Origin of the sequence: Delftia sp. WSY_12 (assembly GCF_043104645.1) — a bacterium.
In the GTDB taxonomy this organism is placed as follows: domain Bacteria; phylum Pseudomonadota; class Gammaproteobacteria; order Burkholderiales; family Burkholderiaceae_C; genus Comamonas; species Comamonas tsuruhatensis.
The window spans coordinates 169,595-181,583 of sequence record NZ_JBICKW010000034.1 but is presented as its reverse complement, the minus strand read 5'-3'; the positions used below and the strand labels follow the sequence as shown (position 1 = coordinate 181,583).

Below are 11,989 nucleotides of genomic sequence, written 5' to 3'. Positions count from 1 at the left end.
GCCTTGTTCAGACTCGGGATGTAGTTCGCTTGCTTGACCTACACGGAGCCCGTCGATGCTTCTGGCTGTAGCCCCGAAGGGCGCGACCGACTCTGTGCAAGAATTACCAAATTGGTACAGTAAGCAATTTGGTAACTGCATCATAAACCGGAGTAAGCAAAATGGCAACTCAAGAAGAAATAAATTTGCTGATCGACAAGGCCGCAGCCGTGGCTGGCAACCAAGTAAGGCTTGCAGAGCTACTGGGGATGCCCAAGAGCAACATCACTCAGATGAAGCAGGGGAAACGCCATGTCAACTGGCGTGTGAGAGGAAAGCTACGCGCCATTTTGGGCGAGGACCCTGCACATGCCTTCATGGCATCGATGGTGGAGGACCTGGAGACGTCAGACAACGAGGACGAAAAAAAAGCCGCCGATGGCTTCAAGACCATGCTGGCGGCGTTTCCTGCTGTTGACTGGCGGAGACTGTGAGATTCGAACTCACGGACGGTTGCCCGTCGGCAGTTTTCAAGACTGCTGGTTTAAACCGCTCACCCAAGTCTCCGAAGCTCCGTATTCTAGCCGGGCTTGCGTGGGTCCCGAGGGATGCGTGCCGATGCACGACCCGCAATCAAAAAGGCGCCCCTTCGCAGGGGCGCCTTTCGGGGGGCGCAGCGGATCAGCCGCGGGCAGCGATGGCCTGGGCTGCGGCCAGGGCCGTCATGTTGACCACGCGGCGCACGGTGGCGGAGGGGGTCAGCACATGGGCTGCGGCAGCACCGCCCAGCAGGATGGGGCCGATGGTCGTGCCGTGGCCGCCCGTGGTCTTGAGCACGTTGAACAGGATGTTCGCGGCGTCCAGGTTGGGGCAGATCAGCACGTTGGCCTCGCCGTGCAGCGAGGACTCGAGCAGGGCGCGGTCGCGGATGGCTTCGGACAGGGCGGAGTCGCCGTGCATTTCGCCATCGCATTCCACGTCGGGGTTGGCGGCGGCGAACAGGTCGCGCGCAGCGCGCATCTTCAGCGCCGAGGGGCGGCTGGACGAGCCGTAGTTGCTGTGCGACAGGAAGGCCACCTTGGGCGGCAGGCCGAAGCGGGCCACTTCCTCGGCCGCCAGGCGGGCGATGTCGGCCAGCTCGGTGGCGTTGGGCGCCTCGTTGATGTAGGTGTCGGCGATGAACAGCGTGCCGCTGTCCAGCATCACGGCGTTGACGGTGGCGAACTCGCCAGCGCCTTGCTTGAGGCCGAGCACGTCGCGCACATGGGCCAGGTGGCTGTCGAACTTGCCGACCAGGCCGCAGAGCATGGCGTCGGCATCGCCCAGGTGGACCATGAGCGCGGCGATCAGCGTGTTGGAGCGGCGCACGGCGGCCTTGGCGGTCTCGGGCGTGACGCCGTTGCGGCCCATCAGGCGGTGGTAGGTTTCCCAGTACTGGCGGAAGCGCGGATCGTCCTCGGGGTTGCAGATCTCCACGTCCTTGCCCAGCACCAGGCGCAGGCCGGCCTTGGCGATGCGGGCCTCGATCACGGCGGGGCGGCCGATCAGGATGGGCTTGGCCAGGCCGTCATCGACGGCGACCTGGGCGGCGCGCAGCACGCGCTCGTCTTCGCCTTCGGCATAGGCCACGCGCTGCTGGTTGGCCTTGGCGGCGGCGAACACGGGACGCATGAACATGCTGGTCTGGTAGACGAAGCGGGTCAGGCTCTCGCGGTAGGCGTCGTAGTCGGCGATGGGGCGGGTGGCGACGCCGGACTCTTCGGCGGCCTTGGCCACGGCCGGCGCGATGCGCAGGATCAGGCGGGTGTCGAAGGGCGTGGGGATCAGGTAGTCGGGGCCGAACTTCAGCTCCTTGCCCTGGTAGGCGGCGGCGACTTCATCGCTGACGTCCTGCTTGGCCAGTGCGGCGATTTCGCGCACGCAGGCCAGCTTCATGGCTTCGGTGATCTTGGTGGCGCCGCAGTCCAGCGCGCCACGGAAGATGTAGGGGAAGCACAGGACGTTGTTGACCTGGTTGGGGTAGTCCGAACGGCCCGTGGCCATGATGCAGTCCGGGCGCACGGCCTTGGCCAGCTCAGGGCGGATCTCGGGTTCGGGGTTGGCCAGGGCCAGGATGATGGGCTTGTCGGCCATGGTCTTGACCATGTCGGCAGTGAGCACGCCGGGCGCCGAGCAGCCCAGGAAGACGTCGGCGTCCTTGACGGCATCGGCCAGGGTGCGGGCGTCCGTCTTTTGCGCGTACTGGGCCTTGGAGGCGTCCAGGCCACCGGGGCGGCCTTCGTAGATCACGCCCTTGGAGTCGCACATGAAGACGTTTTCGCGCTTGACGCCCAGTCCCACCATCACGTTCACGCAGGCGATGGCGGCGGCGCCGGCGCCGGAGACGGCGATCTTGACGTTGCCGATCTGCTTGTCCACCAGCTCCAGCCCGTTGAGCAGGGCGGCGCTGGAGATGATGGCCGTGCCGTGCTGGTCGTCATGGAACACGGGGATGTTCATGCGCTTGGACAGTTCCTGCTCGATGTAGAAGCACTCGGGCGCCTTGATGTCCTCGAGGTTGATGCCGCCCAGCGTGGGTTCGAGCGAGGCGATGATCTCGATCAGCTTGTCCGGATCGCGCTCGGCCAGTTCGATGTCGAACACGTCGACGCCGGCGAACTTCTTGAACAGGCAGCCCTTGCCTTCCATCACCGGCTTGCCGGCCAGCGGGCCGATGTCACCCAGGCCCAGCACGGCCGTGCCGTTGGTGATGACGCCGACCAGGTTGCCGCGCGCCGTGTATTCGGCGGCCAGCGAGGGGTCGGCCTGGATGTCCAGGCAGGGGTAGGCCACGCCGGGCGAATAGGCCAGCGACAGGTCGCGCTGGTTGGACAAGGGCTTGGTGGGCGTGACGGAGATCTTGCCCTTGTTGGGGCTGCGATGGTATTCGCGGGCTGCGTCGCGCAGGGCTTGTTCGGCGTTGGACAGGTTTTGGGTCATACAGGAATTCTCTGCAAATGCTCTCGGAGCTTACCGGATAGCTACAGCCTATGAGGGTCAGGACAGTTTTGCCTCAGGGATTTCGACAACAAGCCCCCTGGCGCCTATGGACGGCAGGGGGCGCACGGCCCGGCGGGTAGGCCGGGCGGTTGTTGGGCGTGCCCGCCAGGGCGGGCACTGTTTCATCAGTGGGCGTCTGCCTGGCGTGCGGCCCGGACGGCAGCAGAGGTGTCGCTGCTGGCTCCGTTGAAGAAAATGTTCAATGCCACCGCGGTAATCGAGGCCAGCAGGATACCGGATTCGATCAACGGATGAATGCCGTGGGGCATCCATTGGCGGAAATTCGGCGCCACCAGCGGAATCATGCCCACGCCGATGGACACGGCGACGATCATGGCGTTGTTGCGGTTGGTCTGGAAATCCACGTTGCTCAGGATGCGGATGCCGGTGGAGGCCACCATGCCGAACATCACCAGGCCCGCGCCGCCCAGCACCACGGTGGGCAGGGACTCGACCAGGGCGCCCATCTTGGGCAGCACGCCCAGCACGATCAGGATCACGCCGCCGGCCACGCAGACCCAGCGGCTCTTGACGCCGGTGACGGCGACCAGGCCCACGTTCTGCGAGAAGCTGGTGTAGGGGAAGGTGTTGAAGATGCCGCCGATCAGCGTGCCCAGGCCGTCGGTGCGCAGGCCGCGGGTCAGCTCGTCCTGGCTGATCTTGCGATCGGTCATGTCGCCCAGGGCCAGGAACATGCCGGTGGACTCGATCATCACCACCACCATCACCAGGCTCATGGTGAGGATGAGGATGGGGTCGAACACCGGCGTGGCGATCTCGAAGGGCAGCACCATCGTGAACCATTCGGCCTTGGCGACCTTGCTGAAGTCCATCAGGCCCATTGCCACGGACAGCACGCCGCCGATCAGGATGCCCATGAGCACCGAGACGTTGGCCAGGAAGCCCTTGGCAAAGCGCGCGATCAGCAGGATGGACAGCAGCACGATGGCCGAGATGCCCACGCCGGTCAGGTCGCCGTACTTGGGGTTGGGAATGGTGGGCACGACCGCGAAGCCCTTGGGCACGGGCGGCAGCGAGGAGCCCGGCGCGCCGGCCGTGGCCTGGGCGTCGGCCAGCCATTTCAGGTGCTCGGGGTTGGGCACGCTGGGCGCGGTGGGGCCGACGGGGTTGCCGAAGATCCAGTTCACGCCCACGCGCATCAGGCTGATGCCGATGACGGCAATGATGGTGCCGGTCACCACGGGCGGGAAAAAACGCAGCATGCGGCTGATCAGCGGGGCGATGAGGATGGACACGATCCCCGCCCCGATCACCGAGCCGAAGATCAGCCCCGCGCCCGCCGAGCCGCCCGTGGTCTGCGCCATGGACACCATGGGCGCCACGCTGGCGAAGGTCACGCCCATCATCACGGGCAGCTTGATGCCGAACCACTGGGTCGCGCCCATGGCCTGGATCAGCGTGATCAGGCCGCAGCAAAACAGGTCGGCCGAGATCAGGTGGGCCACCTGCTCGGGCGGCAGGTTGAGTGCGCGGCCGACGATCAGGGGCACGGCCACGGCGCCCGCATACATCACGAGAACGTGCTGCAGGCCCAGCGCCGTGAGCTTGCCTGCGGGCAGCATCTCATCGACGGGATGAACGGAAGATTGCATGGGGATTTGTCTCCTCGGGATTTATGGGAACGGACGCCGGCGTGACAGGGTTTGGCACCAACATCCATACAAAAAGTGTATACAGATCATGGGAAATTTCTGCTCCCGGTAAACCCTGTTGCGGCAGTCGCGCCAACCCGTTTTGGTGCGCATCGCCTGCCAGGGCGGGAGTGCCATGGTGCATTGCAAGATGGATGCCAGCCGCCAGGCAAGCGCCAAGCAAGCAACAGGCACCGTGCTGGTGCCTGGCGGCCGCTGTGGCGCGGCTCGGGTGCACGGCATGGGCTGCGGAGGTGCACGCGCCCCGATGCGGTGCCCGGACGCAAAAAAGCCCGGCGGCGCCGGGCTTGGGGGTCAGGCCTTGATGCGGGCCGTCAGGCCGTCAGGTCGCACAGCATGCGCGCGATGACCTTGGTGGCGCGGCGCAGGTCCTCCAGCACCAGGCGCTCGTCGGCGCGCTTGGCATGGGACTCCAGCACGGTGCGCGGGCCGGCGCCGTAGATCACGCCGGGAATGCCGCGCTCCACATACAGGCGCACGTCGGTGTACAGCGGCGTGCCCACGGCTGGGGGCTTTTCGCCGAACACGGCTTCGCCATGGGCCTGGATGGCGTCCACCAGGGGCTTGTTGCCCGCCAGCGGCGTCATGGCATTGGCCAGCAGCAGGCGCTTGATGTCCACGCGCACGGCATCCTCGCCCGTGTAGCCGCCCTTGGCGTTGAAGTCGGCAATGGCCTGGGCGATGACGGCGCGGATGCTGGCCTCGACCTCGGAGGGGTTCTCCTCGGGGATCATGCGGCGGTCGATCTTGAGCACGACCTTGCCGGGCACCACGTTGGTGTTGGTGCCGCCTTCGATGCGGCCGATGTTCAGGTAGGGGTGCTTGATGCCCGGCACCTTGGAGGTCACCTGCTGGTACTTGGTGTTCTCGGCGTACAGCGCGTTCATCAGCACCACGGCGGCCTGCAGCGCGTCCACGCCCGTGTGGGGCACGGCGGCGTGCGCCATCTTGCCCTGCACGGTCACTTCCATCTGCAGGCAGCCGTTGTGGGCGGTGACGACTTCGTAGCTGAAGCCGGCCGCGACCATCAGGTCGGGTTGGGTGAGGTTGTTGGCCAGCAGCCAGCCGGGGCCCAGGATGCCGCCGAATTCCTCGTCGTAGGTGAAGTGCAGTTCCACCGCGCCCTTGGAGGGCTTGGCCACGGCTTCGAGCGCACGCACGGCGTAGGTGAAGGTGGCGAAGTCGCTCTTGCTCACGGCGGCGGCGCGGCCGTAGAGCTTGCCGTCCTCGATGGCGGCGCCATAGGGGTCCTGGGTCCAGCCCTCGCCGGGCGGCACCACGTCGCCGTGGGCGTTCAGCGCAATGGTCAGGCCGCCGCCGGCGTCACCTGCGCTGCCATAGGGACGGCGCACGATCAGGTTGGTGATGGATTCCATGCCGTAGGCCTTGACCTCGGCCTCGGGCACGGTGTGCTTCTCGGCCTCGTAGCCGAAGGTCTTGAGCAGCTCGGCCGTGCGCTCGGCGTGGGGGGCGTTGTTGCCGGGCGGGGTGTCGGTCGGAACCTGGACCAGGGCCTGCAGGAATTGCACCTCTTCATCGAAATGCTGGTCGATCCAGGCGTCCAGGGCGGCGTAGGTGGCTTGCTTGTCTTGGTTCATGTTGGTCATTGCTGCTCTTGGGCCAGTTGGTTCAGTACGTGGGAGAAGGCATCGACGGACAGTTGCATGTCGTCGGCGGTGGAGCTTTCCAGCGGGTTGTGGCTGATGCCGGCGTTCAGGCCGCGTACGAACAGCATGGCCTGGGGCATGATTTCATGCAGCTTCATGGCGTCGTGGCCGGCGCCGCTGGGCATGCGGTACAGGGGCACGCCCAGGGCGTCCACGGCGGCTTCCCAGCGCTGCTGCCATTCGGGGGCGCTGGGAGCGGCGGCGGCCTTCATGGCCAGCTCGGTGCTGTAGCGCAGGCCACGGCGCTGGGCGATGGCCTCGATCTCGGCCAGGATGTCGGCCACCATGGCGTCGCGCTGCTCGTTGGTGGGCGCGCGCAGGTCCAGGCTGAACTGGCAGCGGCCGGGAACCACGTTGACCGAGCCGCTGGGCACATTGAGCTGGCCCATGGTGGCCACCGAGGTGCCGTCGCGCGCGGCGCGTTTTTCGATGTACAGCGCCAGCTCGGCCACGCCGCAGGCGGCATCGCGGCGGCGGTCCATGGGCGTGGTGCCGGCGTGGCTGGCCATGCCGATCATCTCGCAGATGTAGCGCGCGCTGCCGTTGATGGAGGTGACGATGCCCAGCGGGATGTCCAGCTCGTTGAGCACCGGGCCCTGTTCGATGTGCACCTCGATGAAGCCCAGGTAGCGGGCCGGATCGCGCTGCAGCTTCGGAATGTCGTCAATGCACAGGCCGGCATGCTGCATGGCCTCGCGCAGGGTGATGCCGTCGGCGTCCTTTTGCTCCAGCCATTCCTGCCTGAAGTCGCCGATCAGCGCGCCCGAGCCCAGGAAGGTGGCCTTGTAGCGCTGGCCCTCCTCTTCCGCAAAGCCCACGACCTCGATGTGGAACGGCAGGCGCCTGCCCTGGCGGTGCAGCTCGCGCACGCAGGCCATGGGCACGAAGATGCCCAGGCGGCCGTCGTACTTGCCGCCGTTGCGCACGGTGTCGTAGTGGCTGCCGGTCAGCAGGGTCCTGGCATCGTCGGTGGCCGCCTTGTAGCGGCCCACGACGTTGCCCACGGCGTCGATCTCTACCTCGTCGAAGCCGCAGTCGCGCATCCAGTGGCTGATGCGCTGGGCGCAGGCGCGGTGGGCGTCGGTGAGGTAGGTGACGGTGAGCTGGCCCTTTTCGGCATAGCCGGGGTCGCTGTGCTGGGCCAGCTTTTCCTGCCAGTCCCAGACATCGTTACCCAGCTCGGGCGTGTAGCCGAACTTGTCGTTCAGGCGGATCTCGGCAATGCGGTGGATGTTGCGCAGCGCCTCGCCCAGCTCGAAGTCGGGGTGGTTGTGCAGGCGGCGCTCGAAGGTCTCGATGATCTCGGCCTTGGCCAGGCCCGCGCCGCGCGGACCGCGCACGGCCAGGATGAAGGGAAAGCCGAAGCGCTTGCCGTACTCGGCGTTGAGCTTGCGGATGTGCTCCAGCTCCTCGGGCGTGCAGCGGGTCAGGCCGGCCTTGTTCTGCTCGTTGGTGGATTCGGCCGTGAGCGTGTTGGTCTCCATGGCCTTGCCGGCCAGCTCCGGGTGGGCGCGGATCAGGTCGAGCTTGGCCTGCACGGGTGCCTTGTCCAGCACCTGGGCCATGGCGTACTTGATCTGTGCCAGCGAGCGGAAGGGGCGCTGGGCCAGTGCGGCCTCGGCAATCCAGGGCGAGTGTTCGTAGAGGCCGTCCAGCAGACTGGCGGCGGTGGCCAGGTCGGCGGCGTTGAGTTGTTCCAGCGTCAGAGCCATGCTGCGTTATTCCTTGTCGGGATGGTGGTGCGCCCAGTGGCGCGCGAGGTCGATGCGGCGGCAGACCCAGACCTTGTCGTGCCGCTGAATGTGGTCCAGAAAGCGCTGCAGTGCCGTGATGCGGCCGGGGCGGCCCAGCAGGCGGCAGTGCATGCCAATGCTCATCATCTTGGGGGAGTCATCGCCGGCCGGATCGCCCTCGGCGTAGAGGGCGTCGAACGTGTCCTTCAGGTATTGGAAGAACGGGTCGGCGTGCGAGTAGCCCTGGGGCAGGGCGAAGCGCATGTCGTTGCAGTCCAGCGTGTAGGGCACGATGAGCTGGCTGCGGGTGCTGCCGTCGCTCTTGCCGACCTTCATCCAGAAGGGCAGGTCGTCGCCGTAGTAGTCGCTGTCGTAGGCGAAGCGGCCGTCGTCGGCCACCAGGCGGTGGGTGTTGGGGCTGTCGCGGCCCGTGTACCAGCCCAGGCCGTGGTCGCCATCGTGGCCATACAGCTCGCCGAAGATCTCCATGCACTGGCGCATGTGCTCGCGCTCGACCTCGGCGGGAATGTTCTGGTAGTGGATCCACTTGAGGCCGTGGCAGGCCACTTCATGGCCCAGCTCGTGGAAGGCGGCGGCCAGTTCGCGGTGCTTTTGCAGGGCCGTGGCCACGCCGAACACGGTCAGCGGCAGGCCGCGCTTCTCGAACTCGCGCAGGATGCGCCAGACACCGGCGCGCGAGCCGTACTCGTAGATGCCTTCCATGCTCATGTGGCGCTCGGGGTAGGCGGCCGGATTGAACATTTCGGACAGGAACTGCTCGCTGGCGGCATCGCCATGCAGCACGCAGTTCTCGCCGCCCTCTTCGTAGTTGAGGACGAATTGCACGGCCACGCGGGCCTGGCCGGGCCAGCGGGCGTGGGGGGGCGTGCGACCGTAGCCGATCAGGTCGCGGGGATAGGGGGCAGTGGCGTCGTAGGTCATGCGGATACGGAGGAAAGGGCCATCGAAAGATCGCTGGTCGGCATGTCGCGGTCGAAGGTCAGGCCGGCTTCCACGTGGTCCAGGTGCTGCTGCATGAGCTGCACGGCGTGGTCGGCGTCGCCGCCGGCCAGGGCCGTGACGATTTCGGCATGCTCGTCATGGGAGTGCTCGGCGGCCGTGCTGGACTGGTACATCAGCGTGATCAGCGCGCAGCGCGAGATCAGTTCGCCCAGCAGCTGGGCCAGCACCTCGTTGCCCATGAGTTCGGCCATGCGCACGTGGAAGTCGCCCAGCAGCTCGGTGCGCTGGCCGACGTCGTTGCCGTCCATGGCCTTTTTCTCGGCCGCCACGTGCTGCCGCAGCGCGCGGATCTTGGCCGGCGTGCTCTGGGCGATGAAGGCGCGCACCATCTCGGCTTCGAGCATGCGGCGCACGGCGAAGACCTGGCGCGCCTCGTCCACCGAGGGCGTGGCCACGAAGGCCCCGCGCGCGGGTTCGAGCCGGATCAGGCGGTTTTGCGACAGCTGGAACAGCGCCTGGCGCACCAGGGTGCGCGAGACGCCGAAATGGTCTGCCAATTTCTGCTCGGCCAGCTTGGTGCCGGGCAGAAGACGGTGTTCGACGATGGCCCGGGTCAGGCTCTCGACAATGAAACTGGTGGTGGAAGTCTCCATTCAGCCATCATAGCGGCTGGCCACAAGAGTTGTATACAGTTTCTGTCTACTGCTTATTGGCGTTTCCCCGCATACGGCATGCCTTTTCAGAAACCGGGCGCGGCCGTATCGAAGTGCCGCGCCAGGTGCTCGACAAAGCGCTGCACGCGCTGGGTTGCCGCATGCCGCTGCGGATAGACCACATGGATGTCGGCCGGTGCCGTGGCATGGTCGGCCAGCACCTGCACCAGGCGGCCGCTGCGCAGGTAGCGGGCGATATCCCATTCGGCCCGCATGACGATGCCAAGGCCGGCCAGGGCCCAGCCCACGGCGATCTCGCCATCGTTGGTGCTCAGGCTGTCGCGCAGGCGGATGGCTTCGGTCTTGCGGCCGGGGCCGTTGTGGGTGAAGCGCCAGACGCCGTGGGCGTCGTCGCCCTGGCGGATGTCGATGCAGTCATGCTGCATCAGCTCGCGCGGGGTGGCCGGCGTGCCGCGCCGCGCCAGGTAGGCGGCAGACGCGCACAGCAGCCGCCGGTTGGGCGCCAGGCGCCGCGCGATGACGCGCGCGTCCGGCGGCTCGCCAAAGCGTATGCACAGGTCGAAGCTGTCATCGACCAGGGGCGGCGGCGAGGCCGACAGCTGCAGCTGCGCCTGGATCTGCGGGTGCCTGCGCACGAAGCTGGCGATCAGCGGCGCGATATGGCTGCGCCCGAATCCCAGCGTGGCATTGATGCGCAGCAGGCCCTGCGGCTGCCCGGGCATGCCGGCCACGGCCTGCTCCATGGCGGCAATGTCGTCCAGGATGCGCCGCGCATGGGCCAGGTAGGTCTGGCCCTCATCGGTCAGGCCCAGGCGCCGCGTCGTGCGGCTGACCAGCTGCACGCCCAGCCGCGCCTCCATCTGGGACAGGCGCTTGCTGGCCGCCGGCGTGGTGATGCCCAGCTCGCGGGCCGTGGCCGACAGGCTGGCGCTGCGGGCCAGCAGGCAGAAGAAGGCCATCTCCGATGGCGCCGAGACGGGTGTGCTCATTGTTGAATCAAAGTGAACGATGCCATCACTCTAGAGGCGCGCGCGGCGTTGTTCCATCGATAGATTCACGGACAAGGCCATGGATCCGCATGGCGCTTCATCCACCGCAATCCAAGGAGCCCTCATGACAAAGACATACCGCATCGCCTGCATTCCCGGCGATGGCATCGGCAAGGAAGTGGTGCCCGCAGGGCAGGAGGTGCTGCAGGCGCTGGCCGAAACCCAGCCCGGCCTGGGCTTTGCCTTCACCAGTTTCGGCTGGGGCGGCGACTGGTACCGCGCGCACGGCGAGATGATGCCGGCCGACGGGCTGGACGCGCTGCGCGGCCAGGACGCCATCCTGTTCGGCTCGGCCGGCGACCCGCACATTCCCGACCATGTCACGCTGTGGGGGCTGCGCCTGAAGATCTGCCAGGGGTTCGACCAGTACGCCAATGTGCGGCCCACGCGCATCCTGCCCGGCATTGATGCGCCGCTCAAGCGCTGCGCACGCGAGGACCTGGACTGGGTCATCGTGCGCGAGAACTCCGAAGGCGAATACGCGGGCGTGGGCGGCCGCGCCCACCAGGGCCATCCCATCGAGGTGGCCACTGACGTGAGCATGATGACCCGCGCGGGCGTGGAGCGCATCATGCGCTTCGCCTTCCGCCTGGCGCAGTCGCGGCCGCGCAAGCTGCTGACGGTGATCACCAAGTCCAACGCCCAGCGCCATGCCATGGTGATGTGGGACGAGATCGCGGTGCAGGTGGCCGCCGAGTTTCCCGACGTGCGCTGGGACAAGGAGCTGGTGGACGCGGCCACGGCGCGCATGGTCAACCGCCCCGCCTCCCTGGACACCCTGGTCGCCACCAACCTGCATGCCGACATCCTCAGCGACCTGGCGGCCGCGCTGGCCGGCAGCCTGGGCATTGCGCCCACGGGCAACATCGATCCGGAGCGCCGCTACCCCAGCATGTTCGAGCCCATCCACGGATCGGCCTTCGACATCATGGGCCAGGGCCTGGCCAACCCCGTGGGCACCTTCTGGAGCTGCGTGATGCTGCTGGAGCACCTGGGCGAGCACCGTGCCGCGCAGCGGCTGATGCAGGCCGTGGAGCAGGTGACCGCCGATGCCGCGCTGCACACGCGCGACCTGGGCGGCAAGGCCACCACGCGGCAGGTCACCGACGCGGTCTGCGCACGGCTGCGCGCGCAGACCGCCGAGGCCCAGGCCGAGCCCGTGCCAGCCTGAGCGCGCGCTGCATGGTCCGATAACCCACAAAAGAACAGACA

The 11,989-nt window shown here is 67.0% G+C and carries 9 protein-coding genes and 1 tRNA gene; 2 read left to right on the top strand and 8 right to left on the bottom strand.

The annotated features are described in order from the left end of the window. Positions 1–161: 161 nt before the first annotated feature. A complete protein-coding gene (locus tag ACF8LI_RS21085) occupies positions 162–473 on the top strand; it encodes a hypothetical protein (RefSeq protein WP_392412826.1) in 312 nt (103 codons plus the stop codon). Here ACF8LI_RS21085 and ACF8LI_RS21080 read toward each other — a convergent pair. The 8 genes from ACF8LI_RS21080 to ACF8LI_RS21045 all read right to left on the bottom strand — a co-directional run bounded on the left by ACF8LI_RS21080 (position 459) and on the right by ACF8LI_RS21045 (position 10,717). Continuing rightward, positions 459–546 (bottom strand) — tRNA-Ser (locus tag ACF8LI_RS21080). The two genes, ACF8LI_RS21085 and ACF8LI_RS21080, sit on opposite strands and share 15 nt — an antisense overlap. Before the next feature lie 114 nt (positions 547–660). Next, positions 661–2,958: an NADP-dependent malic enzyme gene (locus ACF8LI_RS21075; protein WP_012204029.1), complete on the bottom strand. Its 2,298-nt coding sequence runs from the start codon at positions 2,956–2,958 to the stop codon at positions 661–663. 185 nt (positions 2,959–3,143) lie between these two features. Then, positions 3,144–4,631 carry a nucleobase:cation symporter-2 family protein gene (locus tag ACF8LI_RS21070; RefSeq protein ID WP_016449790.1) on the bottom strand — a complete coding sequence of 496 codons (1,488 nt, stop codon included), beginning with the start codon at positions 4,629–4,631 and terminating at the stop codon, positions 3,144–3,146. Between the two features lie 374 nt (positions 4,632–5,005). Continuing rightward, positions 5,006–6,298 carry a M20/M25/M40 family metallo-hydrolase gene (locus ACF8LI_RS21065; protein WP_252652439.1) on the bottom strand — a complete coding sequence of 431 codons (1,293 nt, stop codon included), beginning with the start codon at positions 6,296–6,298 and terminating at the stop codon, positions 5,006–5,008. After that, on the bottom strand, positions 6,295–8,070 hold the full coding sequence (gene uraD / locus ACF8LI_RS21060; RefSeq protein WP_392412824.1) for a 2-oxo-4-hydroxy-4-carboxy-5-ureidoimidazoline decarboxylase: 1,776 nt from the start codon (positions 8,068–8,070) through the stop codon (positions 6,295–6,297). The genes ACF8LI_RS21065 and uraD overlap by 4 nt, the downstream gene beginning before the upstream one ends. Positions 8,071–8,076: 6 nt before the next feature. Beyond that, positions 8,077–9,033: an allantoinase PuuE gene (puuE, locus tag ACF8LI_RS21055; RefSeq protein WP_016452629.1), complete on the bottom strand. Its 957-nt coding sequence runs from the start codon at positions 9,031–9,033 to the stop codon at positions 8,077–8,079. After that, positions 9,030–9,707 (bottom strand): GntR family transcriptional regulator, encoded by a 678-nt coding sequence (locus tag ACF8LI_RS21050; protein WP_012204034.1) that lies wholly within the window; start codon positions 9,705–9,707, stop codon positions 9,030–9,032. Before ACF8LI_RS21050 ends, puuE begins: the two co-directional genes overlap by 4 nt. Before the next feature lie 86 nt (positions 9,708–9,793). Then, on the bottom strand, positions 9,794–10,717 hold the full coding sequence (locus tag ACF8LI_RS21045) for a LysR family transcriptional regulator (protein WP_392412822.1): 924 nt from the start codon (positions 10,715–10,717) through the stop codon (positions 9,794–9,796). A 124-nt stretch (positions 10,718–10,841) separates the two neighbouring features. Between ACF8LI_RS21045 and ACF8LI_RS21040 the strand changes: the two genes are divergently transcribed. After that, positions 10,842–11,948, top strand: coding sequence for a tartrate dehydrogenase (locus ACF8LI_RS21040; RefSeq protein ID WP_034391100.1), 1,107 nt, complete (start codon positions 10,842–10,844; stop codon positions 11,946–11,948). Positions 11,949–11,989 lie beyond the last annotated feature (41 nt).